The sequence below is a fragment of the Nocardia sp. TBRC8007 genome, from assembly GCF_056629435.1.
On record NZ_JBWSOR010000006.1, the window covers coordinates 74,388 to 97,634 of the forward strand.

At 62.6% G+C, this 23,247-nt stretch carries 23 protein-coding genes and 1 pseudogene; 15 read left to right on the top strand and 9 right to left on the bottom strand.

Annotated features, from left to right (window positions below; all coding sequences use genetic code 11):
• Window positions 1-30 precede the first annotated feature (30 nt).
• A complete protein-coding gene (gene smpB / locus ACX4ZE_RS08750; protein WP_480272824.1) occupies window positions 31-504 on the bottom strand; it encodes an SsrA-binding protein SmpB in 474 nt (157 codons plus the stop codon).
• Between the two features lie 317 nt (window positions 505-821).
• A complete protein-coding gene (locus tag ACX4ZE_RS08755; protein WP_480272825.1) occupies window positions 822-1,154 on the bottom strand; it encodes a hypothetical protein in 333 nt (110 codons plus the stop codon).
• 446 nt (window positions 1,155-1,600) lie between these two features.
• Between ACX4ZE_RS08755 and ACX4ZE_RS08760 the strand changes: the two genes are divergently transcribed.
• The 3 genes from ACX4ZE_RS08760 to ACX4ZE_RS08770 all read left to right on the top strand — a co-directional run bounded on the left by ACX4ZE_RS08760 (window position 1,601) and on the right by ACX4ZE_RS08770 (window position 2,874).
• Window positions 1,601-1,717, top strand: a complete 117-nt coding sequence (locus ACX4ZE_RS08760; RefSeq protein ID WP_480272826.1) for an IPT/TIG domain-containing protein — start codon at window positions 1,601-1,603, stop codon at window positions 1,715-1,717.
• A gap of 78 nt (window positions 1,718-1,795) precedes the next feature.
• Window positions 1,796-2,677 (top strand): IPT/TIG domain-containing protein, encoded by an 882-nt coding sequence (locus ACX4ZE_RS08765; protein ID WP_480272827.1) that lies wholly within the window; start codon window positions 1,796-1,798, stop codon window positions 2,675-2,677.
• Window positions 2,674-2,874, top strand: a complete 201-nt coding sequence (locus ACX4ZE_RS08770) for a hypothetical protein (RefSeq protein WP_480272828.1) — start codon at window positions 2,674-2,676, stop codon at window positions 2,872-2,874. The genes ACX4ZE_RS08765 and ACX4ZE_RS08770 overlap by 4 nt, the downstream gene beginning before the upstream one ends.
• 407 nt (window positions 2,875-3,281) lie before the next feature.
• Here the strand turns inward: ACX4ZE_RS08770 and ACX4ZE_RS08775 are convergent, their stop codons facing one another.
• From ACX4ZE_RS08775 to recQ, 3 genes are all read right to left on the bottom strand, one after another.
• The gene (locus tag ACX4ZE_RS08775) at window positions 3,282-3,524 is read right to left on the bottom strand and encodes a WLR motif membrane protein (protein WP_480272829.1); all 243 of its coding nucleotides are present in this window, start codon (window positions 3,522-3,524) and stop codon (window positions 3,282-3,284) included.
• A 66-nt stretch (window positions 3,525-3,590) separates the two neighbouring features.
• Window positions 3,591-4,784 carry a metallophosphoesterase gene (locus ACX4ZE_RS08780; protein ID WP_480272830.1) on the bottom strand — a complete coding sequence of 398 codons (1,194 nt, stop codon included), beginning with the start codon at window positions 4,782-4,784 and terminating at the stop codon, window positions 3,591-3,593.
• Window positions 4,785-4,853: 69 nt separating this feature from the next.
• A complete protein-coding gene (recQ, locus tag ACX4ZE_RS08785; RefSeq protein ID WP_480272831.1) occupies window positions 4,854-6,728 on the bottom strand; it encodes a DNA helicase RecQ in 1,875 nt (624 codons plus the stop codon).
• Window positions 6,729-6,840: 112 nt separating this feature from the next.
• Between recQ and ACX4ZE_RS08790 the strand changes: the two genes are divergently transcribed.
• The 3 genes from ACX4ZE_RS08790 to ACX4ZE_RS08800 all read left to right on the top strand — a co-directional run bounded on the left by ACX4ZE_RS08790 (window position 6,841) and on the right by ACX4ZE_RS08800 (window position 8,569).
• On the top strand, window positions 6,841-7,089 hold the full coding sequence (locus tag ACX4ZE_RS08790) for a hypothetical protein (RefSeq protein ID WP_480272832.1): 249 nt from the start codon (window positions 6,841-6,843) through the stop codon (window positions 7,087-7,089).
• A 104-nt stretch (window positions 7,090-7,193) separates the two neighbouring features.
• Window positions 7,194-8,261: a threonine aldolase family protein gene (locus ACX4ZE_RS08795; protein WP_480272833.1), complete on the top strand. Its 1,068-nt coding sequence runs from the start codon at window positions 7,194-7,196 to the stop codon at window positions 8,259-8,261.
• A gap of 95 nt (window positions 8,262-8,356) precedes the next feature.
• Window positions 8,357-8,569, top strand: coding sequence for a hypothetical protein (locus tag ACX4ZE_RS08800; protein ID WP_480272834.1), 213 nt, complete (start codon window positions 8,357-8,359; stop codon window positions 8,567-8,569).
• Between the two features lie 35 nt (window positions 8,570-8,604).
• On the opposite strand, the gene ACX4ZE_RS08805 is transcribed toward ACX4ZE_RS08800, so the two are convergent.
• The 4 genes and pseudogenes from ACX4ZE_RS08805 to hisN all read right to left on the bottom strand — a co-directional run bounded on the left by ACX4ZE_RS08805 (window position 8,605) and on the right by hisN (window position 12,529).
• Window positions 8,605-9,129 carry a flavin reductase family protein gene (locus tag ACX4ZE_RS08805; RefSeq protein WP_480272835.1) on the bottom strand — a complete coding sequence of 175 codons (525 nt, stop codon included), beginning with the start codon at window positions 9,127-9,129 and terminating at the stop codon, window positions 8,605-8,607.
• Between the two features lie 76 nt (window positions 9,130-9,205).
• Complete coding sequence (locus ACX4ZE_RS08810) at window positions 9,206-10,744, bottom strand: tryptophan halogenase family protein (RefSeq protein WP_480272836.1); 1,539 nt, start codon at window positions 10,742-10,744, stop codon at window positions 9,206-9,208.
• Between the two features lie 295 nt (window positions 10,745-11,039).
• A pseudogene (locus ACX4ZE_RS08815) lies at window positions 11,040-11,369 on the bottom strand (FAD-dependent monooxygenase); the annotation flags it as partial.
• A 350-nt stretch (window positions 11,370-11,719) separates the two neighbouring features.
• On the bottom strand, window positions 11,720-12,529 hold the full coding sequence (gene hisN, locus ACX4ZE_RS08820) for a histidinol-phosphatase (RefSeq protein WP_480272837.1): 810 nt from the start codon (window positions 12,527-12,529) through the stop codon (window positions 11,720-11,722).
• 123 nt (window positions 12,530-12,652) lie between these two features.
• Here hisN and prfB point away from each other — a divergent pair, with 123 nt between their 5' ends.
• The 9 genes from prfB to ACX4ZE_RS08865 all read left to right on the top strand — a co-directional run bounded on the left by prfB (window position 12,653) and on the right by ACX4ZE_RS08865 (window position 23,143).
• Window positions 12,653-13,768: a peptide chain release factor 2 gene (prfB, locus tag ACX4ZE_RS08825; RefSeq protein ID WP_480272838.1), complete on the top strand. Its 1,116-nt coding sequence runs from the start codon at window positions 12,653-12,655 to the stop codon at window positions 13,766-13,768.
• Complete coding sequence (locus tag ACX4ZE_RS08830) at window positions 13,769-14,629, top strand: mechanosensitive ion channel family protein (RefSeq protein WP_480272839.1); 861 nt, start codon at window positions 13,769-13,771, stop codon at window positions 14,627-14,629. It abuts the gene before it with no gap.
• A gap of 16 nt (window positions 14,630-14,645) precedes the next feature.
• Window positions 14,646-14,771 carry a hypothetical protein gene (locus ACX4ZE_RS08835; RefSeq protein ID WP_480272840.1) on the top strand — a complete coding sequence of 42 codons (126 nt, stop codon included), beginning with the start codon at window positions 14,646-14,648 and terminating at the stop codon, window positions 14,769-14,771.
• Window positions 14,772-14,852: 81 nt separating this feature from the next.
• Window positions 14,853-15,542 carry a cell division ATP-binding protein FtsE gene (gene ftsE, locus ACX4ZE_RS08840; protein ID WP_480272841.1) on the top strand — a complete coding sequence of 230 codons (690 nt, stop codon included), beginning with the start codon at window positions 14,853-14,855 and terminating at the stop codon, window positions 15,540-15,542.
• Complete coding sequence (gene ftsX, locus ACX4ZE_RS08845) at window positions 15,542-16,447, top strand: permease-like cell division protein FtsX (protein ID WP_480272842.1); 906 nt, start codon at window positions 15,542-15,544, stop codon at window positions 16,445-16,447. The genes ftsE and ftsX overlap by 1 nt, the downstream gene beginning before the upstream one ends.
• Window positions 16,448-16,779: 332 nt before the next feature.
• Entirely contained in the window at window positions 16,780-18,174 is a 1,395-nt protein-coding gene (locus tag ACX4ZE_RS08850; RefSeq protein ID WP_480272843.1) for an acyl-CoA dehydrogenase family protein, read from the top strand.
• A gap of 31 nt (window positions 18,175-18,205) precedes the next feature.
• Window positions 18,206-19,435, top strand: coding sequence for an acyl-CoA dehydrogenase family protein (locus ACX4ZE_RS08855; protein WP_480272844.1), 1,230 nt, complete (start codon window positions 18,206-18,208; stop codon window positions 19,433-19,435).
• Window positions 19,436-19,694: 259 nt separating this feature from the next.
• Window positions 19,695-21,320, top strand: coding sequence for an acyl-CoA synthetase (locus ACX4ZE_RS08860; protein ID WP_480272845.1), 1,626 nt, complete (start codon window positions 19,695-19,697; stop codon window positions 21,318-21,320).
• Window positions 21,321-21,484: 164 nt separating this feature from the next.
• A complete protein-coding gene (locus tag ACX4ZE_RS08865; RefSeq protein ID WP_480272846.1) occupies window positions 21,485-23,143 on the top strand; it encodes an acyl-CoA synthetase in 1,659 nt (552 codons plus the stop codon).
• Window positions 23,144-23,247: the final 104 nt, after the last annotated feature.

The window sequence follows — 23,247 nt, forward strand, 5'->3', positions numbered from 1 at the left end:
CGGGAATCATCCCGATATTCCGGGCGGTGATCACCGCATGCCTTTGACCCGCCGTCCCAGCTCCCGGGTGACCTCGCGCTCGGCGGTACGGCGGGCCAGGTCTTGACGCTTGTCGTAGTCCTGCTTGCCCTTGGCGAGAGCGAGTTCGACTTTCACTTTGCCGTCGGAGAAGTACATCGATAACGGCACCAACGTCTGGTTGCCCTCCCGTGACTTGCCGACCAACCGCTCGATCTCGCGCTTGTGCAGCAGCAACTTGCGCACCCGGCGCGGCGAGTGGTTGGTCCAGGTCCCGTGGCTGAACTCGGGGATGTGCAGCCCGCGCAGCCACACCTCACCGTTGTCGACCGTCGCGAACGAGTCCACGAGTGAGGCCTTGCCTTCCCGCAGGCTCTTCACCTCGGTGCCGACCAACGCGATCCCGGCCTCGTAGGTATCCAGGATCGCGTAGTTGTGCCGCGCCCTGCGGTTGGTCGCGATGACCTTGCGCCCCTTCTCTTTCATATCTCCTCTATCATCCCATATACCCAGCTGGGAAGCTCTTTCCTCGCTGACATTCTCACCCTGGTCTCGTATCGATCCCGTCCTGGTCGACCCGACTCGTCGCATGGAGGCTGTACAGCCTTCCTCCGTGTTACGTGAAGCCGGTGTCCTGTCCGCTCGGGACTGTCCGCTTCATGACGGCGACTGGCCTGCCGTTCGGATACGAGCTGGTAAATCGTCCGTCCTTGGCCAGCAGGAACGCAAGCGCATTACCCCTTGTATGGCCGTGTGTTCTCGGACGCTGCGGATTCGTCGGCGTGAGCGGCTTGTCCAGCAGGCTACCCTTCAGCGACCTCCATAGATGATTCCACCACCTGTGATGGCGAACCATCGCGGGAGATGAACATGGCAAGGCGCATGATGACCGTTCCAGCGAGGACGACAGCGATCAGTGCCGCGAGACGGGTCCAGTCGCTGGGGGCTTCGTTCACAGCGAACACGAGCAGAGCGATGCCCGTCGTGCTCAGCACAGCACTGACAATATCGAGTTGAGCTTGGGGGAATTCTGATTCGCGCGGGCAGACGACAGCTCCGGTGAGGACGGCGCGGCCTAGTGAATATGCCGAACCCATCACGAATTCGAGACAGAGCCAGGGCGATAACAGTCCCATCGAGCGCAGTCGACAGTGTCACGGAAGGCGGCAACTTCATAGGGCGCGAGAGCGACCACAGCCGGATCCAGTTCGCCGCCTAACGGACTGAAAATATTGCAGGACAACAGTTCTCGCTAACTTTCAGCAGTGATAAAATACGTTCGGCCTAGCGTGTCCTCCAATACCTGCGGTATCTAGACAGTTCCGGATTCCATGTCGAGTTCGTCTACAGCAAACTACGGCGCCGGATATCCGCGCACACGCCGTCCGTACTCCCATATCTACTGCCGGACAACCACTATCACCTCTCGAGATTGGCCGGTCTTAGATCCGGGCTGGGTCGAGAACCGGCCAGGGGATTCATTGCGAAACCGCCACCACGGGTGGCTTACTGGATAAAACAGTGGCTTAAATTCCTCGAAAAATTCTGCAGTACAAAAACTTTCCCTTTTCGGAGGATCTCGATGGCGCCTGCCCTCACCTCGCTCAACCCCAGCTCCGGCCCCGAATCCGGCGGCAACACAGTCCAAATCTTCGGCAGCGGGTTCGCCGGCGCCGGGCCGTTGACCGTGCGGTTCTGAGCGACGGCAACCACGTTCACCATCGTCTCCGACACCCAGATCGACGCCATCGCCCCACCAGGCACCGGCACCGTCGAGGTGACCGTCGCCGCCTTACTGAACGGCACCAGCAACCCACTGCCCTACACCTACAACGGCGCAGGTCTGCTGTTCTTCACTGACCTCATCAGCGATGTGTATTCAGTGCCGCAGACCGGGGGCACACCGACCTCGCTGGCGACCGGACTGAATACTCCCCTCGGCCTCGTCCGGGTCAGTAGCCTCCTCTACATCTGTGAGCTCTTGGCCAGTCAGGTGTCGACGGTGCCGACCACCGGTGGCCCGCCGACCCCCCTGGTGACCGGACTGTCGTCCCCCCGGGGCATCACCGTTTCCGGCAACACCCTGTTCATCACCGACTCCGGCACTGGTCAGGTGGTGTCGGCGCCGATCACCGGCACCGCGACCCCCACCGTGGTCGCCACCAGCCCCACCGGCGCCTCCGGGATCACCGACGGGGTGCCGTCCCAACCGGGGTTCGCGCCGATCGCTGCGGCTCTCCTGGCCGCACCCGTGCTCACCGCGCTCGACCCGATTTCCGGTCCCGAATCCGGCGGCAACACGGTGCAGATCTTCGGCAGCGGATTCACCGGCCCGTTGACCGTGCGGTTCGGGGCGACGGCGACCTCGTTCACCATTATTTCCGATACCCAGATCAACGCCATCGCCCCGCCCGGCACCAGCACGGTCGGTGTCACTGTCACCTCCGTAGACGGCACCAGCAATCCGCTGCCCTATACCTACGGCGGCCTGCTGTTCTTTACCGATGGCATCTCGATCACCGGCCGTGTGTATTCGGTGCCGCAGGCCGGGGGCACACCGACCCTGTTGGCGTCCGGCCTGGACGCTCCCCAAGGTCTCGTCCGGGTCGGCAACCTCCTCTATATCTGCGAGGGCGGGGCCGGGCCGATCGGGTGGTGACGGTGCCGGTCACCGGTGGCACACCGACTGCCCTGGTGACCGGACTGTCGGATCCGCTGGATATCACCGCCTCTGGAAGCACCCTGTTCATCACCAACGTGGGCACCGCTCAGGTGGTGTCGGCACCGATCACCGGTACCGCGACCCCTACCGTGGTCGCCACCAGCCCCACCACCGTGGCCGGGATCACGACGTGAGCCACGACCCCCACCGCTGGACTGTGTGGCACGGTCGACCTCCCTTCGAACCGACGCCGCACAGCCTCACGGGGCCATGAGGACCGGTTGTCGGCCGCCCAGGATAGGTCAAGGACATTCGAAGCGACAGGCCATAGCGGCGAACTCCGCGCCGTACTGGTCGATGACGCACAAGGTGAAATGCCCGCCCCTGTCGACCTGAGCATCGACAACCGACAGAGCCTGACCTACGTGGAAGGCCACGTGTTTACGAACTGTGGGCATTGGGCGCCGGTCGAAACGCAGAAAGCCTTCGAGAACATCACTCGAACTTCTCCAACGAGCTTCGATCCAGCGATAGCTAGTTGCTCATCGAGTAGTCCGGCAGCTCGACGAGCACGGTGGCGGGGCGGGCGACTGCGAGCCGTCTAGCCACCTTGGCGAAGCACAATGTAGAGCACGAGCACCGCACAGAAGGCAACCAACAGCGCTATCGTCGATACCCGCGGTACCCCGCGACGCTTCAGCGGTGGACGGCGCCGCAGCCGCGAGCTCTCCACCGCCGGATCCGCCTTACTTCGAACGTATGGCGGTTCGTCCAGGGCTTCGCCGCCCGCAGCGTCCTCCGAAAGCTCGGCGTCCTCATCGCTGGGACCCTCATTCGGTGCCATAGCCAGCACGGTAGCTGTCGCGGCGGCAACACGCCGGGATTCGGTGCGTACCGCACCGGACGGGACTCAAGCGAGGCGACGCCGGAATGTCTCCACGGATGCGCCAGTCGACAGATCCACGGTATGGACACCTACGTCGACCTGGCCGGAAGTGAGTTCGAACACCATGAACCCGAGTTCATGATAGTTCTCATACAGTGCGGCGTTGCCCCTTCTAGTGCCCGACCCGCTGCTCGATCCACTCGATCCGCTGCCCGATCCACTCGATCCGCTGCCCGATCCACTCGATCCGCTGCCCGATCCACTCGATCCACTGCCCAATGCACTCGATCCACTGCTTTGGGGATCGGACCCGACCGTCTTGGCGGCGGCGCCGCAGACGATCTGCCTGGTGCCTATCGAAGCCGCGCTCGGCTCCAGCACCTGCAACGTATGGTCGTGGCCGGACAGGATGAACTGGCACCTACCGACTACATGCTCTTCCATGAAGCGCTTGACATGTACTCCATTGGCCCACTCGAGTGGCAAACCGTCATAAGAGCCTGCGTTGCCGTGCGGACCGTTGCTCAGGTACGGGTGATGGGTGCAGGCGATTTTCCAGGTCGCGGACGACTCGGCGAGAGCGCGATCCAGCCAGTCGCGCTGCTCGTTCATGAATTGACCATCGACCGCCCAATAAGGCAAGAAGACCGGAGGTAGGTAGGCGGCCAACGGATTGAGGTCGAGCACGAAGAACTCGACCACCGGATTGTGCTCCGGAATTCGCACCGAGTAATAGCGGCTCGGCATCCACCAGCGCTGCGAGTTGGCGTGATACTCCACTTCGGTGTTACCCCGCTGCAGACACCCGCCATCGCCGGGGAAAACCGAACTGTTGTCGTGGTTGCCGAGCACCATCAGCCACGGGAAATCCAGCCCCGCGTTAGGGTGCTCGAATTTCTCGGCGAACTGCGGGTCCGCAGCATTCTCTGGGCCGTGATCGTAGAGATTGTCGCCGAGGCCCAGTGCCAGCGAGAGCGGTTCGCGGCCGTGCAGCGCGCGTATTGCGTCGGCGACCGCCCATTGGGTCCTGGTGCCGGTGCCCGCATCACCGGTCACCAGAACGCGCAGTCGGCGGTCATCCGGGAAGGGGAACTTGGTGACCCCTTCTGCCACCGGTACCGCTCGAGCGGGTGTGCGGCCGAGCAGAGTCGCACCTGCCGCGAGGGTAGCCGCACCAGCCAGGAACTCCCGGCGTCCAACTGTGTAGTTGTCACTCACTATGTTCTCCGCAGTCGTACACGGCCCGCCGGGCGACCCTGATCATCTGTCGTGTGACACGGTAGATGATCACGCTTCGGTAAGTACTCCGATTACGTATTCCCCATACTTCGCGAGCTTGTTCTCACCGACGCCACTGACCTCGCCGAGCTGAGCGAGGCTAGTGGGTTTGCGGGCCGCGATCTCGCGGAGGGTGGCGTCGTGGAAGACGATATAGGCGGGAACGCCCTGCTCCTTGGCGGTGGCCGCACGCCATGCGCGCAGCTTCTCGAACAGCGGCAGGTCGGCGGAGGCCAGATCGACGGCCGCGGGCTTGACCGTCTTCGCCGCGCGGGTCGGCCTGGCCGCCCGCTCCGGCTCCCGGCGCAACATCACCTGCCGCCCGCCGAACAACACTTCGCTGCTGGCCTCGGTGAGTGTCAGCACACCGTAATCGCCACGCACGGTCAGTAAACCGTGGGCCAGCAATTGTCGCACCACACCGCGCCATTCCGTATCGCGTAGATCGGCGCCGACACCGAACACCTTGAGCTCGTGGTGATCGTACTGCAGGACCTTCTGGTTCTTCTTACCGAGCAAGATGTCCACGATATGGCCTGCGCCGAAGCTCTGGCCGCGTTCGCGATCCAGCCGAAGTACCGCCGACAGCACTTTCTGCGCGGCCACCGTGCCATCCCAGGACTGTGGCGGCGACAGACAAGTGTCGCAGTTTCCGCAGGACTGCCCTGTCTCGCCGAAGTAGGCGAGTAGCTGGGTACGACGGCAGCTCACCGTCTCGCACAGCGCGAGCATCGCGTCCAGATGCAGTTGGAGCTGGCGGCGGTGGGCGAAGTCGCCATCGGAGGCATCGATCATCTTGCGCTGCTGGACTACGTCACTGAGACCGTAGACCATCCACGCGGTAGAGGGCAGGCTGTCCCGGCCGGCCCGGCCGGTCTCCTGGTAGTACCCCTCCACCGACTTGGGCAAGTCGAGATGGGCGACGAAGCGCACGTCCGGCTTGTCGATACCCATGCCGAATGCGATGGTCGCCACGACGATCAGTCCGTCTTCCCGAAGAAACCGTGCTTGGTTGGTCGCGCGAGTGCGATTGTCCAAGCCCGCGTGATAAGGCACGGCAGTGATGCCGTTCTCAGTGAGAAAAGCGGCGGTCTTCTCCACCGAGTTACGCGAGAGGCAATAGACGATGCCCGCGTCTCCCGGATGCTCGGTGCGGATGAATTCCAGCAGCTGGCGATCAGGACGGTTCTTCGGCTCGATCCGGTACTGGATATTGGGCCGATCGAAGCTGGATACGAAACGGCGGGCCGCATTGAGGTCGAGGCGCTGGATGATCTCGTCGCGCGTCTTGGCGGTGGCTGTCGCGGTCAGCGCGATGCGCGGCACATCCGGCCACCGCTCATGCAGTACTGAAAGGCCCAGGTAGTCGGGCCGGAAGTCGTGTCCCCACTGGGAGACACAGTGCGCCTCGTCGATGGCGAACAGCGCGACTTTGCCCCGATCCAGCAGCCGCGCGGTCGACTCCAGACTCAACCGCTCCGGCGCCAGGTACAACAGATCGAGCTCACCTGCGACGAACTGTGCCTCCACTGTGCGCCGCTCGTCGGGGTACTGCGTGGAGTTGAGGAAGCCCGCGCGCACGCCGAGAGCGCTGAGCGCGTCCACTTGGTCCTGCATCAACGCGATCAGTGGCGAGACCACCACGCCGACACCGGGACGCACCAAAGCAGGCACCTGGTAGCACAGCGACTTCCCACCACCGGTCGGCATAAGTACCAGCGCGTCGCCACCTGCGATCACATGCTCCACGATCGCGCGCTGTTCACCGCGGAAGCTGTCGTAACCGAAGACACGGTGTAACACATCATGCGCCGCAAAGGATCCAGCGTCCGCACCGGACGCGTCGCCGATCGCTACACCGGCGAAATCATCGGTGGAAGTCATCCGGCCCATCCTAACCTCGTCGATATCGGCGAGGTCAGGCCGAGCAGGCTGGACTCTCGGCCCTGATCGGTGAGTATCCGACGCTGGGCTCGACCATCGCGGCAATGACCTGATGACCGTACCGACCGATCGAAGCTACCGCGCATCAGCCGACCAGGGCAGAGATACCGTGGGGAGTGCGGGACAGCTGGTCGCGGCGCGACGAACACGGACCACCCAGGCCATCGGGCAATATCCGCCCGACGGGAGTGACAATCCAGGCCTCGGCGCAACACCGCATTGGGCGCTGGTCAGCCCTGTCGGTCGAAAAGGCGCAACGGGGACGACAGCCGAGGGTACGTGCTGGTTCAAGGGGCGCTGACATTACTGTTTGTAGGAACTGCCGGTATCTCTACTACACCGACCTGGCACCGACCGATGCCACTCTCGAAACCACTGTCGATCTGTCAACTGAAAGCCGCCTGTATGAGACATACCGCTCCTTCCGCATCCCCGGTTGTCTTCACCAGCGACAATGCCGCAGGCGTAGCACCAGAAGTCCTCGATGCGGTCATCGCCGCCGCTGATGGGCAAGCTATGCCTTACGGCGGAGATCAGTTAACGGCGCATGCCCGTAACCAGTTCGCTGAGATCTTCGGCCGTGACGTCGACGTGCTGCCCGTCTCGACCGGTTCCGCGGCCAACGCACTCAGCCTGGCCGCCCTCACTCCGCCGTGGGGTAGTGTGCTCTGCCACCGAGACAGCCACATCAATACCGATGAGTGCGGTGCACCTGAATTCTTCACTAACGGAGCAAAACTCATTCCCATAGCGGGCGATGACGCCCGCATCGACCCTGACCAGATGCACACAGCTGCCACGAGCAAGGCCGGTGATGTGCACAGTGTGCAACCCAGTGTGCTCAGCATCTCCCAGACCACCGAGAGCGGGGCCGTATACACGCCAGATGAGATCCGGACGCTGGCCGGAATCGCCAAGAGCGCAGGCCTGCGCGTTCATATGGACGGCGCCCGCTTCGCCAACGCAGTCGCCGCATTGGAGTGTACGCCCGCTGAGTTGACCTGGCAGGCCGGCATCGACGTGCTTTCCTTCGGCGCTACAAAGAACGGCACAATGACTGCCGACGCCATTGTCGTCTTCGAACGCGGTCTCACTGCGGAACTCTCTTTTCGAGCCAAACGCGCCGGGCAGCTCTCCGCCAAGATGCGCTTCCAGTCGGCCCAGCTCGGCGCCTATCTCACCGACAACCTCTGGCTACACAACGCTGCGCATGCCAATGCGATGGCCCGACGCCTGAGCGACGGGCTCGGAGAACTTACTGCTATCGAATTGCCACGCACTGTCGAGTCGAATATTGTGTTCTGCCGCCTCCCTCAGAAGGTAATAGACCGACTGCTGATCGAAGGCTTCACCTTCTACCACGACCGCTGGCAGCCCGGCATCTGCCGATTCGTCACGTCTTTCGCCACCACCAAGCGCGATGTCGACGCATTCGTAGCGGCCGTCTGTCGTCTGACCAATGGCAGTTCGTGATCAGGGTATCCGGTCTGTTGTCCGTCGGTAGTGGCTGATTCGGGCCTGGTGCCGCTGGCGTCGTCGCCGAGACCGACCTGGTCTTCGGACACGACATGCTGAACGAGGCGTTCTGGCTACAGTCGCGCGGCGTTCTCGACACCACCACACCGACCTTGATCGCCCACGACGCAGGCCCGACGGCGGTACCGGTCGAATCGTCCCGTAACGCCGCCGAGGCACTGACCCGCCGGAAGCGGCTCGTCGAACTCGAGGGACCGCAGAATCGAGAATGGCGCGCACCCACTATCCACCTCGCGGCCGAATAGCTGCTGGACAGCCAATACTCTACTGGTACAACCATCTACTGGTACAACAAACTTCCGTCGCCGTTCGCGGGCCATTCCGCGTAACGGCGCATGCCATAGAGCAGCGGGGCCCGGTCCGACAACCGGGTGATCCCACGGACTTCCCCGAACACCACTAGGTGATCTCCCGACGCGTAATAGCGCCCGACCACACAATCGGCAACCGTATGCGCGTCATCGATCAGATGCGGTCCACCGTGCTCAGGATCGTGCCGCCAAGACACATTCTCGAACCGGTTGGGCGCCCCTGAACTGAACAACTCAGCGGTGCGGCGACCGTCTTTGTGTAATAAATTGACCGAGAACACTCCACTATCGAGTATCGCCTTCAGCGTCGGACTACCTTGACGCAAACAGACCAGCAAAGTAGGCGGGTCCAACGCGACGCTGCACAGCGAAGAGCAGGTCATACCTCGTGGCCGCCCGCCGTCATCACGGCTGGTCAGCACCGTTACGCCGGTAGGGAACCCGGCCATCAGGGTACGGAAGCACGCGGATGTGATCTCGATGCCTGCAGCCATGTCGTACCACCTGACCTTCTAGAAGTTCCAGTACAAGTAGAAGTTCCAGTACAAGGTATTTCGGCTATTCCCGTCGTCAGTAGAACTGTGCGAAGTAGTCATGGTGGCTGGGCAGCGAACGGCACAGTTCCGACGCTTGGGCAGTCAGCAGCTCGAATTCCCGTTGGGCGGGCTTCGGATCCAGTAGCGACAGTGCAGATGACGCCTGCAGCGGGATACCGCCGAGCCCGAGGACCATGCAGACATATGAGTAGGATTCGAAACCGTGGTAGTGCGGATAGATGGATTCCGCATCGGGGAGTTTCGCCTGCCAGTGTTCGATCCGCTCGATAAGCGAGTCCGGTACCTTGCGGGTCTTGGCGTCACGCCAATACTCGTTGTCCGCGCGAGCGGCGCCGTAGTAATGCAGGACGAGGAACTCACGCACACCGTCCATGCACCGATTGACCAGAGTGTTGTAAGAGTGCCGCAGCCTGTCATCCCAGTTCTGGTCGGGAAAGTGCTTCACCAGCTGTTCGATGCCGTGCTGGATGAAGAAGATTCCACTCGATTCGAGTGGTTCGACGAAGCCACTGGACAGCCCGATCGCCACGCAGTTGTGGACCCACGAACGCCTGCTTCGCCCGATGCGCATCCGAATATGATTGGCCTCCACATCATGCGCAGCCGGGCCGACGAACTCACGCAGTACGCTTTCCGCGTCTTCCGCACTGCAGTAATCCCCGGCATAGACATAGCCGGTGCCGATCCTCCCGTACAGCGGGATCGTCCATATCCAGCCCGCACTCTGCGCTGTCGCGGTCGTGTACGGCCGCAGCCCCACACGCTTCATATCCACCGGCACTCGCAGAGCGACCGCCCGGTCGTTGGGCAAGGTGTCCTGGTAGGACTCGAACGGCTCCCCGAGCGCACCACCCAGCAGCAGGCTTCTGAACCCGGTGCAGTCCACGAACAGATCTCCCGCCAGATCACCGTGCGCGTGGGTACGCACATGGCTGATCCAGCCACGATCGTCCTGCTCGACATGTACGACATCGTCGACCACATGCCGGACTCCCCGCCGGGTGGCGTAGTCACGCAGGAAGTCCGCCAGAAGAGTCGCGTCGAAGTGGTAGGCGTACGGGAACTGTGCCTCCTGTTCCGACAGCGTCGACCGGCCCTGTTCTCCGTCCACGACGTCCCGCGCGAACAGCGAGCCATTGATATATCTCGGAGATTTCTCGTTATCGCACAGCGCGTCGACGAGAAAACAGTCCCGGTCGAATCGGTCCGAACGCGGGTTGTGCAACCACCAATCGGTCAGGCTGAATCCATCGATGATCCGTTGCCGTTCGAACGGATGATAGAAGTGATGACCGGGCTCGCGCCAGTCCTCGAAACGGATACCGAGTTTATAGGTGGCGTGGCACTTCGGCATCCACTCGTGTTCCTCGAGGCCGAGGTATTCGAAGAAATGGCGTACCGTGCTGAAGGTCGCTTCACCGACACCGATTGCCCCCACCCGCTCCGATTCGACCACAGTCACAGTGATCCTGTCGCCGAATGCGGCGCTCAGATACGACGCCGTCATCCACCCCGCGGTTCCGCCGCCTACTATCACTACTCTTTTCAACATAGGGATACTCCTTCTCGGTGTACACAGATCCGTGCACGGATGTCCGGTCACGTTCGGGCCGGAACCCGACACCGATCACCCGGCTCATCGCCTTCTGCGGGATTTCCACACGATCGAAGATCTCTGATGCTCTCGGTTTCCCCTTGTCGCGCAGGGCACTATCGATCCCGAACCGCTGAACCAGGTGCTGCGGACCTTGCGACAGCACCGTCGCGGCCCAACACCTGCAGCGAACCTTCGCCAGTGCGGCACTATCGAATTCGATCCCGGTGGCCTGAGTCGGCCGCAGCAACCGCCACAAGAGATTCGCCGAGGCCACAGCATCCTGCACTGCCAAGTTGATACCGAATCTCGCCACCAGCGACATGGCATGGACCGCGTCTCCGATGAACAAGACCTCCGGAGCGTACCAGCGCCGAAACTGGTCTATGCGGCACTCCAGCAGACTGAGATCGGCGATCCCACCGATCCCGCAGACTTGGTTGGAGAGAAACGGGACCAAACGCACGAGATCTGTACGGAACTCGTCCGCTCCCTGCGCGCGCAACACCTCAAAGCTGCCCAGCTGGTCTTGTAGGACATCTGCCAGTGCGTACCGCGATCGGTGGCGCCGAAGACTTTCCATTCCGGATGCGCGCGCAGATGCCCTCCGCGAGATCGGTCTCCCGGCGAGATATCCGGAACAAAGACGACATCGAGAGCGCAGGCGAAGTCCTTCGGTGTGAACCCGAGATCGCGCCGCAAGACCGAATAGTGGTCGCCCACAACCACTGTCGAAACAGCTCGGAACAGGAATTCCCGGTCCGGCTCCGAACTAGAGCATCTGTGACGAGCCCAGGGCGCGCGTCACGCCCACCACTTCCGCCTCCATGATGAGGTGGAAGCCGGAGTAGCGGTAGCCTTCTCGTGCTGGATCGCTAGGCGACATACCGTGCAAGTCGGACGTCACCGATGCGGCCGAATGGGTGGAATCGGTCAGCCGCGCAAGAGCTGGAGGACCTGGTCATGGAGCAAACCATTGCTGGCGATGGCGTCGCCTCCGTGCGGACCCGGCCTGCCCGCCAATGAGGAGAAGCGCCCTCCCGCTTCGCGTACGAGGATGTCCAAAGCGGCCAAGTCCCACAGCGATACTTCTGGTTCGGTGGCGATATCGACAGCGCCTTCGGCGAGCAAACAGTAGCTGAGGAAATCGCCGTAGCCGCGCACCCGCCACACCTCGTCGGTCAGCGCGAGGAAACCCTCCCGCAAGCCGCGCTCGCGCCAACCGGACAGACTCGAGAACGCCAGGCTGGCCGAGCCCAGCTCACCAACAGCGGAAACCGCGATCCGCGTGGCCGCCTGCGCGTCGAAGCTCGACCACGCGCCCGCCCCAAGCGCAGACCACCAACGCCGGACCAGCGCGGGCGCGCTCACCACACCGACGACCGGCTGCCCGTCCTCCAGCAGCGCGATCAGCGTCGCCCAGATCGGTACCCCGCGTACGAAGTTCTTGGTGCCGTCGATCGGGTCGACCACCCACTGCCGTCCGCTGAAGTCGGCGGTGCCACCGAATTCCTCGCCGAGCACCGAGTCGTGCGGCCTTGCCTCGGCGAGCACCTGTCGAATCGCCTGCTCCACGGCCAGATCGGCGTCTGATACCGGCGTCAGGTCTGGCTTCGATTCGACCCTGAGGTCCAGCGCACCGAAGCGAGCCAGGGTGATGACGTCGGCCGCGTCGGCCATGCGCAAGGCGAGTTCTAGATCGGAGGAGTACACAGCCCCGCACCCTATCCCCCAACGCACCATGCTGACGGAAGTCAGACCGCTCAGACCTCGGAAAGCACCGCTCGGCCACGCAGAGCCCGTGTTGGATCACCCCGCGCGCACTCGCGTACTGCGCTTGTCGAAGGCCAGCTAGGCTTGACGATCGTGCATCCCGATGTTTCCGCTGATCTCGCCGAACTCGACGCTACCTTGAAAACAGTCGAATCGGTCCTCGACATCGACGAGCTACGCCGTCGTATCGACGAGCTCGAGCACCAGGCCGCCGACCCCGATCTGTGGAACGACCAGGACCGCGCTCAGCGAGTCACCAGTGAACTCTCTCATGCCCAGGGTGAGCTGCGCCGAGTCGAGGAGCTGCGGCAACGACTCGACGACCTGCCGGTACTCTACGAACTGGCAGAGGACGAAGAGGGAGAAGCCAAGGCCGACGCGCTCGCCGAGGCCGACGCCGAGCGCGACGCGCTGCATGGCGATGTGGAAGCGATGGAAGTCCGCACGCTGCTGTCAGGTGAGTACGACAAGCGCGACGCGCTGGTGAACATCCGCTCCGGCGCAGGCGGTGTAGATGCCGCCGATTGGGCCGAGATGCTGATGCGCATGTACATCCGCTGGGCCGACCGGCACAAGTATCCAGTGGAGGTCTACGACACCTCCTACGCCGAAGAGGCGGGAATCAAGAGTGCCACCTTCGCGGTGAAGGCACCCTACGCCTATGGCACGCTGTCGGTGGAGATGGGCACGCACCGCTTGGTGCGGATCAGCCCGTTCGACAACCAAGGTCGCCGCCAGACCTCCTTCGCCGAGGTCGAAGTGCTCCCTGTGGTGGAGACCACCGACCATATCGAGGTCCCCGAGACCGAGATCCGGGTCGACGTGTACCGATCCTCCGGTCCGGGCGGCCAGAGCGTCAACACCACCGACTCCGCGGTTCGGATCACTCACCTGCCGACCGGCATCGTGGTGACCTGCCAGAATGAGAAATCTCAGCTACAGAACAAGATCTCGGCCATGCGCGTACTGCAGGCCAAGCTCTTGGAGCGCAAGCGACAGCAGGAGCGGGCCGAGATGGACGCGCTGAAGACCAACGAGGGCGCTTCCTGGGGCAATCAGATGCGCTCCTACGTACTGCACCCGTATCAGATGGTCAAGGACCTGCGGACGAACCACGAGGTCAACAATCCCTCAGTAGTACTCGACGGTGAGATCGACGGGTTCATCGAATCCGGTATCCGCTGGCGAATGCGAGAGCAGGCGAGCTAGGTGGGAGGCGCGGAAGTCCAGGCGATCGCCTCCGCTGATTCGATCACGTGGCTGCGTGGTTCCGGCCTGGAGATCGTGCTGCTCGTCCTCGGCGCGGTATTGTTCAGTCGGTTCGCCACCTTCATCAGGGACCGGATCACCCACAAGATCGACGCCGGATTCCATAGCAGCGACGCGCTGGTGCGTACCGAGGCGGCCAAACATCGCCATGCGCTGGCCCAGGTGATCACCTGGGTAGTGCTGACCATCGCCTACGTGCTGATCGCCATAGAAGTGCTGCGGCGGCTCGGCTTCGCCGTCACCGGGTTGATCGCACCTGCCGCAGTGCTGGGCGCCGCCCTCGGCTTCGGCGCGCAGCGCATCGTGCAGGACATCCTCGCCGGATTCTTCCTGATCACCGAGCGACAGTACGGTTTCGGTGATGTAGTCCAGATATCGGTAGCCGGGGCCGCAGGGCAGGCCGAGGGCACAGTCGAAGATGTCACGCTGCGGATCACCACCTTGCGCAACGCGGACGGTGAGGTGATCACCGTGCCCAATGGGCAGATCGTCAAGGTCATGAACTTGTCGAAGGATTGGGCGCGTGCCGCGATCGATGTCCCGGTAGCCGCTGACGCCGATATCACCAGGGTCAACGAAATACTGCACGAGGTCGGTCGACAGGCGTACCGGGATGCCAGTCTCGAGCCATTACTACTCGACGAGCCCACTGTGATGGGTGTAGAAGACCTCACCGTCGATCAGATGAATATTCGAATGGTCGCTCGCACGTTGCCGGGTAAACAGTTCGACGTCGGACGCGAACTACGAGTGCGGGTAGCCGCGGCATTGCGTCGGGAGGGGATCAGTGCGGCCACGTAGATCCACCGCGATCCTGATGTCAACCTGGATCGCCACATTCGTGTTGTACGTACTCGTCAAACCGGATGCCACGCCACATGGACCTGCCACTCTGGTCGACAGATTCCCTGAGGCAGCGGTTACCGGTCCACATGGCCCATGAACCGGTAGGAAAACCGCGCTGCCCGGCCACCCTCGGTTGACAACCCTGGGCTTATGTGATCGCTGACTACACTGGCTTCCCGTGATCACCATGCGGAACGTGACCAAGTCGTACAAGACCTCGACGCGACCCGCGTTGGACAACGTCACGGTCGACGTCGACAAAGGTGAGTTCGTCTTCATCATCGGACCGTCCGGCTCGGGAAAGTCGACCTTCATGCGTTTGCTGCTGCGGGAGGAGTCGCCCACCGCAGGTGAAATCACCCTTGCCGACTTCCGGGTCGACCAGTTATCCGGTCGCAAAGTGCCCAAGCTGCGCCAGCGCATCGGATGCGTCTTCCAGGATTTCCGGCTGCTGCAGCAGAAAACGGTCTACCAGAATGTCGCGTTCGCCCTGGAAGTGATCGGCAAGCGCCGCCAGTTCATCGACCGCACCGTCCCTGAGGTACTCGATATGGTCGGCTTGAGCGGAAAGGCCGATCGGCTACCGACCGAACTGTCCGGCGGTGAGCAACAGCGCGTGGCGATCGCCCGGGCTTCGGTGAACCGGCCGTTGGTGCTCTTGGCCGACGAACCGACCGGCAACCTCGACCCCGACACCAGTGCCGACATCATGCTGCTGCTGGAAAGGATCAATCGGATCGGTACGACGGTGGTGATGGCCACCCACGACAGCTATATTGTCGACACAATGCGCAGGCGGGTAGTGGAGCTCGATCACGGGCACTTGGTCCGTGACGAAGCGACCGGAGTCTACGGAGTAGGCCGGTAATGCGCGCGAGTTTCCTCCTCGGCGAGGTGCTCGAGGGATTGCGCCGCAATGTCACGATGACCGTCGCGATGATCCTGACCACCGCAGTCTCCCTCACAATGCTCGGCGGCGGTCTGCTCGCAGTACGGATCGCGGACAAGACCGAGCAGTACTTCCTCGACCGGCTCGAAGTTCGGCTGTACCTGACCGAGGAGGTCTCGGCCAACGACCCGGACTGTTCACAAGAACCGTGTCGATCGATCATGGCCGATTTGAAGGCGACCGCGGGCGTGGAGTCGGTCCAATTCATCAATCGAGAGGCGGCAATCCGGGAAGCCAAGGAAAAGACCTTCAAGGACCAGCCCGAGTTGGCGAAGTACGTGAGTGAGACACCACTGCCTGCCTCACTGCGTGTGAAGATGGAGAACGCGCAGCTGTATCCGACGATCTATGCGAACTTCCACAACCGTCCTGGTGTAGGGATGGTGCGCAATGACAAGGACATCGTAGACCGGCTGGTCAGCTTGTTCGACGGACTGCGCAATGCGGCGTTCGGTCTGGCCGTGCTGCAGGCACTGGCCGCGTTGCTCTTGATCGCGAACATGGTGCAGATCGCGGCGTTCACCCGGCGTACAGAAGTGGGCATCATGCGATTGGTCGGCGCTACCCGCTGGTACACCCAGTTGCCGTTTCTGCTGGAGGCGATGGTCGCGGCGCTGGCCGGTTCCGGGCTCGCGGCGCTCGGCCTGCTCGCCGCCCGGCCGCTGGTCATCGATCGCGCTCTCGGAGACCTGTTCGCCAGCAAAGTCTTCCCACGTATCACCGCCGATGACATTATGATGACCGCGCTGGTCATCGCCCCGGTCGGCGTCGCATTCGCCGCCCTGACCGCTTACGGAACTCTGCGGTACTACGTCCGCGAGTGATACGGGCTCGCGTCCGGCGGCACGCGAGCGCGGGGAGGAGTCGTACGCCCCGAAGGCAGGCGCCTACGACGTTCGGCGAAAACCTACACTGTGTCCGCGATCGATGCCGAGTGCGCCTGCCATATCAGCGTCGGTCATCCACGTCCACCTCTTCACACAACGGAAACGCGGATTCAGCGAATCGGGCTCGAATGCCGCCGTGAGCTCGATCAGAGACTCGCCGCACGACCGGCCGTGATCAGAATACTCCGCGATTTCCGCACCTCGACGCTCTTCTTACTCAATAGTAAGATATATCCAGATAGACCGCACCAATACGTCCGAGAAAACAGGTGATAATGAGTACTCGAGACAGCGCAACGAGGCGACGTCCAGATACGTCCGCAGTCGGGCTGAACCAGCCCAAGCGGGACTGGATGGGCGCGGCGATGCGGGTCATGACCACTTTTACCGGATCCGATCTCGCCGGGAAGTACAACCTGCGCAAGCCGATCGAGCGCGTCACCTACGAGGGCACCAAAACCGGCTTCCGCACGCTCGGCGCCGCGACCCGCACCTTCGCCAAGGTCACAGGCACTGACACCCCGAAACGACCGGCGACCGCCGATGCGCAGAGCAAGGGCTTTTTCGACCTGACACCGACCGACGAACAGCAGATGATCGTCGAGACGGTGCAGGAGTTCGCCGCCGAGATCCTGCGGCCGGCCGCTCCCGAAGCGGACAACACTGCCAAGGCACCACTCGACCTGCTCGAACGAGCCGCCGAACTCGGCATCACTGTGATCAACGTTCCCGAGGAGCTCGATGGTGCGGCCTCAGTACGTGGCGCGATCACCAACTCCCTGGTCGCCGAAGCACTGGCGCATGGTGACATGGGCTTGGCCCTACCCATCCTGGCACCGAGCGGTGTCGCCGTCGCGCTGACGCAATGGGGCAACGACACGCAGCAAAAGTCCTATCTACCGGCTTTCGCCGGTGAGAACGTGCCGCAAGCCTCGGTCGTGATCAGCGAGCCGCACGCGCTGTTCGACCCCTTCGCACTGCAGACGAAGGCGAAGCGCTCGCCGAGTGGTTACCGTATTTCCGGGTTGAAGAGCCTGGTTCCCGCCGCAGCCGACGCCGAACTGTTCTTGGTCGCCGCCGAATTGGACGGCCGTCCCGCGCTGTTCATCATCGAATCGGACGCGCCGGGCCTCGTCGTTGAGGCCGACCCGAGCATGGGGTTGCGCGCCGCGGGCTTGGGCCGACTGATCTTGGATGATGTCATAGTCGGCGCCGACGCCATCCTCGGCGATGGTGACGCGAGCACCCGCGCCGAAGAGTACGCCGACGCCGTGCGCTTGGCCCGCCTCGGGTGGGCATCACTCGCCGCGGGCACCGGCCGAGCAGTGCTGGACTATGTGATTCCGTACGTGAATGAGCGAGAAGCATTCGGCGAGCCGATCTCACACCGCCAAGCAGTGGCATTCATGGTCGCCAATATCGCGATCGAACTCGACGGTCTACGACTGGTGACCTTGCGCGGCGCCTCACGAGCGGAGCAGGACCTGCCGTTCGGCAGGGAGGCGGCGCTCGCCAGAAAACTCGCTACCGACAAGGGCATGCAGATCGGCCTCGACGGCGTCCAGCTGCTCGGTGGCCATGGCTTCGTCAAGGAACACCCGGTCGAGCGCTGGTACCGCGACTTGCGAGCCATCGGCGTCGCCGAAGGCGTCGTACTCATCTGACCGGTCGCAGTCGCTTTCCAGGAGAACCACCATGATCAATCTCGAACTCCCCAAGAAGCTGCGAGCCAGCTCGAATCAGGCCTATCAGGTCGCCAAAGAGATACTTCGTCCGATCTCGCGCAAGTACGACATCGCCGAACATACCTACCCCGTCGAGCTGGACACCATGGCCGCCATGATCGAAGGCCTGGCCGACTCCGGCACCCAGAAGATCGGCGGTGCCTCCAGTGGCCGAGCCGACGACAGCGAAACCGACCGGCATGCCACCGAGCTGCTCGGAAACACCAATGGCGGCAACATGTCCGCGATGTTGAATGCGCTGGAGACCTCCTGGGGTGACGTCGGCCTGATGTTGTCGATCCCCTACCAGGGCCTGGGCAATGCCGCCATCGCCGCCGTGGCCACCGACGAACAGCTCGAGCGCTTCGGCAAGGTCTGGGCCTCGATGGCGATCACCGAGCCGTCCTTCGGTTCCGACTCCGCCGCAGTGTCCACCACCGCCGTGCTCGACGGCGACGAGTGGGTGCTCAATGGCGAGAAGATCTTCGTGACCGCGGGCCAGCGCTCGACCCACATCGTGGTATGGGCGACACTGGACAAAAGCCTCGGTCGAGCGGCGATCAAGTCGTTCGTCGTGCCGCGTGACGCCCCTGGCCTGTCAGTGGCCAGGCTGGAGCACAAACTCGGCATCAAGGCTTCTGACACCGCTGTACTCCTGCTGCAGGACTGCCGGATTCCGAAGGACAACATCCTCGGCAACCCGGAAGTCAATGTGGAGAAGGGTTTCGCGGGGGTCATGCAGACCTTCGACAACACCCGTCCACTCGTCGCCGGGATGGCGATCGGTGTCGCCCGGGCCGCACTGGAGGAACTGCGGGCGATTCTGACCGCCGCGGGGGTCGAGATCTCCTACGACACTCCAGCGAACAACCAACATGCCGCAGCCGCCGAATTCCTGCGGATGGAAGCCGATTACGAGTCTGCCTATCTACTCGCCCTGCGGGCGGCCTGGATGGCCGACAATAAGAAGCCCAACTCGCTCGAAGCATCCATGTCCAAAGCGAAAGCAGGCCGCACCGGCACCGACGTTACCCTCAAAGCGGTCGAGTTGGCCGGTGCTATCGGCTACTCGCAGCACACACTGCTGGAGAAATGGGGCCGCGACGCCAAGATCCTGGACATCTTCGAAGGCACTCAGCAGATCCAACAGCTCATCGTGGCGCGCCGCATCCTCGGAAAGACCAGTACTGAGCTGAAATAGGTTGGTGGGCTACCGGAGCCGGTGCCTGCCTCGGCACCAGCAGGCTCCGGTAGCCGGGCCAAGTCTTTTCATTCGTTCGCTCGGAAGCGGAAACGCTTCTCACAACACGGGGATGTACGAGTCCGCGCGATACGGCGAGCTACACTTGCTCGGTTTTCCTGTGATCTGACACACTTCACATTGCTACGGTGACTACTGAAACGCCGTCCTGGTTCGCTCGGAGGGAGCACCAGCGTGCGGGTTTGTGGAGGTGTTCGACATGAAGATGGCTCACGCACTGGAAGCTGTGCAAGCGCTACGCGTGCTGTCCGATCATCGCATCATCAATTTCCGGAATCCGCTGGAGACCCTGCGGACAATCAAAGAGTCGAAGATCCTCGGCCTGCAGGCATCGGTAATTCGGCACTCCGCGCGAGTGGCGCCGGATGCGCCTGCTCTCGCAGATGAGGCGGGTACGCTGACCTATCGCGAACTGGACGAGCAGTCGACCGCGATCGCGCGGGGACTGCGTGCGTCCGGTATTACCGAGGGTACGGTGATCGCCGTCTTGGCACGCGACCACCGTGGCCTGATCCTGACCATGGCCGCCGCGGGCAAGCTAGGGACACGGCTGGTGTTGATGAACACCGGGCTCGCCAAGCCACAGTTCGCCGAGGTGTGTCAGCGCGAACAAGTCAAGGTCGTGTTGCATGACAGTGAGTTCCTCGGTCTGCTCGACGCCTTACCGCCCGAGCTGCCGCACTACCTCACCTGGGTAGACGAGGGCACCGAGCTGCCCGAAGACGAAAAGACGTTCGACGACCTGATCGCGGCCAACTCCACCGACCCGTTGCCCATGCCGAGCAGCCCCGGTGGCTTCATCATTCTGACCAGCGGCACCACCGGCTTGCCTAAAGGTGCTCCACGCAGCAAGGTCTCCCCGTTCGCCACAGCGCAATTGGTCGATCGAATTCCGTTTCCACGAGGCGGCGCTCAAGTGATCGTGTCACCGATCTTTCACAGCACGGGGTTCGCGGCCTGGGCGGTCGGCTCGGTCATGGCCAACAAAGTGGTGGTGCGCCGTCGCTTCGACGCCGAGGCGACGCTGCGAATGATCGCCGACCACAAGGCGGAGATGTTGGTGGCAGTGCCCACCATGCTGCACCGTATGGTCGAATTGGACCCGGCGATCCGGGCGAAGTACGACACGTCCTCGTTGAAGGCGATCCTACTCGCCGGCTCGGCACTGTCGCCCGAACTCACGATCAAATCCACCGAGGTGTTCGGGCCCGTACTCCACAACCTCTACGGCTCGACCGAATGCGCCGTGGCGAGCGTAGCCAACCCGCAAGACCTCGCCCTCGCACCAGGCACTGCCGGACGCGCGCCGATCACCTGCGAGATCCGGCTCTATGATGACAACAATCAGCAAGTCACCGCGCGCAATACCACCGCACGCATCTTCGTCCGCAGCGGCGCGCCTTTCGAGGGCTACACCGACGGCAGGAACAAACAAATCATCGACGGCTACATGTCCAGCGGCGATGTCGGCCACTTCGACGAGCACGGCTTGCTCATGGTAGACGGTCGCGATGACGATATGATCATCTCCGGCGGCGAGAACGTCTTCCCACAAGAGGTGGAGAACCTGCTGTTGGAGCGGCCCGATATCTTCGATGCCGCCGTCGTCGGTGTCGACGACATGGAGTTCGGAAAACGCCTGCGCGCCTTCGTTGTTCCGGAGCAGGGCTACACACCGGACGAAGAAGAGATCAAGAAGTATGTCAAGGCCAATCTCGCACGCTACAAGGTACCGCGCGAGGTGATCTTCCTCGACGACCTGCCTCGCAACGCAACCGGCAAACTGCTGCGCCGGGTACTGGTGAACTATAAGAGCCAGTCCTGACCAGAGCCGGATGCCCGGCTAGTCTCCATGAGCGGAAATCCATGAGATAAGTACCACATTCGGTGCTGTTCGCTTGTTACTGTTGGCGCCAGCACTAGCTCCTGTAACTGCGGTCCATACCACTAGGGGGGCTACCCAGTGGTGCCGCCGGAAGGTTGTTCTCGATGGCTCTCCCCTCTCTCGCATTGGGCGAAACCGCTCGCAAAGCGGGTGATTTCGCTCTCTGCCTGAATGTGATGCGCAAGCGACGGTTGTTCAACCCGCTGCGCCCCGACCACACGGCGCGGTCGATGTTCAACGTACTGAAGTTCGGTCCGTTCGCCGGTGTCGTCATGCATGCCGCACAGACCAAAGCGAACGCCACGGCGATTGTCGACGAACGCGGTGCGTTGACCTTCCGCCAGCTCGATGGGCAGTCCAACGCCCTGGCACGTGGGCTGAAAAGCGCGGGCATCGAACCCGGTGACGTGGTGGCGATCTTGGCCCGCGACCACCGCGGCATGGTGCTGAGCCTACTGGCCACGGGCAAGCTCGGCGTACGCGCGGTGCTGATGAACACCGGCTTCGCCGCACCGCAGCTCGCCGATGTGGCCGAGCGGGAACACGTCAAAGCCGTGTTGCACGACAGCGAGTTCAGCGGTCTGATGAGCGCGATACCCGCCGGAATCCCGCGCATCTTCACCTGGGTCGATGCCAAGGACTCCGTCGATGCGTCGATCCCGACAATCGACACACTGCGCGAGAGCCACACCACCGCGTCACTGTCCGCGCCTACCAAGCCCGGCGGCGTGATCATCCTGACCAGCGGTACCACCGGCATTCCGAAAGGCGCACCACGCGATCGGGTAAACCCTTTCGCTTCAGCACAATTCATCGATAGAATACCGTTACCCCGCAACGGCACCATGCTCATGGCAGCGCCGATCTTCCATGCCACCGGCCTGTCCCAATTCACCCTCGGCCTCGCGCTGGGCAACCGGGTGATCTTCCAGCAGCGCCGGTTCGATCCCGAACAGACCTTGGCCAATATCGCCGAGTACCGAGCCGATTCGATGGTCGTGGTGCCGACCATGCTGCAGCGCGTCCTCGACCTCGACGACGACATACTGGCCAAGTACGACGTCAGTAGCATCAAGGTGATCTTCGCGGCGGGGTCGGCCATCCCGCCAGATGTGGTGACCCGCACACTGGACTACTTCGGCGACAGTCTGTACAACCTTTACGGCTCTACCGAGTGCGCGGTGATGACGGTCGCCACTCCCGCAGATCTGCGCACATCACCGACCACCGCGGGCCGGGCGCCGGTCGGTATCCGCATCGCGCTGCTCGACGAGAATCGCAAGCCCATCACCCAGCCGAATGTCACCGGGACCATCTTCGTGGACAACGGTTTCGCCTTCACCGGCTATACCGACGGCCGTGCCAAGGAGACCGTGAACGGCATGATATCCAGCGGTGATGTCGGCCATTTCGATGCCGATGGCCTGCTCTACATCGACGGCCGAGACGACGACATGATCATCTCCGGCGGCGAGAATGTCTTCCCGCTCGAAGTGGAGAACCTTCTGTCTGGCCGCGAGGACATCTTCGAAGCCGCCGTTATCGGCGTCGAAGACCATGAGTTCGGCAAACGATTGCGCGCCTTCGTCGTCCCCAGTCAGGAATGCACGAAGGACCCTCAGGAGATCAAAGACTATGTCAAGGCCAATCTCGCACGCTACAAAGTACCGCGCGAAGTGATCTTCCTCGAAGAGCTTCCACGCAATGCGACCGGAAAACTGCTACGCAAGGCCCTGTTCGACATAGAAGTCGATGTGAGCTGAGCTGCACGTCCACTGCTGAGCGGGCAACGCGCTCAACGCGGCGATCCTTCGCCAGGGCCGGCCGAATCGTTTCCACCCGGCAACACTGCAGCTCACCGCGGCCG

Bases quoted from the DNA above. Each gene is read 5' to 3' on its own strand.
- smpB (WP_480272824.1), bottom strand. From the start codon at position 504: ATGAAAGAGAAGGGGCGCAAGGTCATCGCGACCAACCGCAGGGCGCGG.
- ACX4ZE_RS08755 (WP_480272825.1), bottom strand. From the start codon at position 1,154: ATGGGACTGTTATCGCCCTGGCTCTGTCTCGAATTCGTGATGGGTTCG.
- ACX4ZE_RS08760 (WP_480272826.1), top strand. From the start codon at position 1,601: ATGGCGCCTGCCCTCACCTCGCTCAACCCCAGCTCCGGCCCCGAATCC.
- ACX4ZE_RS08775 (WP_480272829.1), bottom strand. From the start codon at position 3,524: ATGGCACCGAATGAGGGTCCCAGCGATGAGGACGCCGAGCTTTCGGAG.
- recQ (WP_480272831.1), bottom strand. From the start codon at position 6,728: ATGACTTCCACCGATGATTTCGCCGGTGTAGCGATCGGCGACGCGTCC.
- ACX4ZE_RS08790 (WP_480272832.1), top strand. From the start codon at position 6,841: ATGACCGTACCGACCGATCGAAGCTACCGCGCATCAGCCGACCAGGGC.
- ACX4ZE_RS08795 (WP_480272833.1), top strand. From the start codon at position 7,194: ATGAGACATACCGCTCCTTCCGCATCCCCGGTTGTCTTCACCAGCGAC.
- ACX4ZE_RS08800 (WP_480272834.1), top strand. From the start codon at position 8,357: ATGCTGAACGAGGCGTTCTGGCTACAGTCGCGCGGCGTTCTCGACACC.
- ACX4ZE_RS08805 (WP_480272835.1), bottom strand. From the start codon at position 9,129: ATGGCTGCAGGCATCGAGATCACATCCGCGTGCTTCCGTACCCTGATG.
- ACX4ZE_RS08810 (WP_480272836.1), bottom strand. From the start codon at position 10,744: ATGTTGAAAAGAGTAGTGATAGTAGGCGGCGGAACCGCGGGGTGGATG.
- hisN (WP_480272837.1), bottom strand. From the start codon at position 12,529: ATGGTGCGTTGGGGGATAGGGTGCGGGGCTGTGTACTCCTCCGATCTA.
- ACX4ZE_RS08835 (WP_480272840.1), top strand. From the start codon at position 14,646: ATGTCAACCTGGATCGCCACATTCGTGTTGTACGTACTCGTCAAACCG.
- ftsX (WP_480272842.1), top strand. From the start codon at position 15,542: ATGCGCGCGAGTTTCCTCCTCGGCGAGGTGCTCGAGGGATTGCGCCGC.
- ACX4ZE_RS08855 (WP_480272844.1), top strand. From the start codon at position 18,206: ATGATCAATCTCGAACTCCCCAAGAAGCTGCGAGCCAGCTCGAATCAG.
- ACX4ZE_RS08860 (WP_480272845.1), top strand. From the start codon at position 19,695: ATGAAGATGGCTCACGCACTGGAAGCTGTGCAAGCGCTACGCGTGCTG.
- ACX4ZE_RS08865 (WP_480272846.1), top strand. From the start codon at position 21,485: ATGGCTCTCCCCTCTCTCGCATTGGGCGAAACCGCTCGCAAAGCGGGT.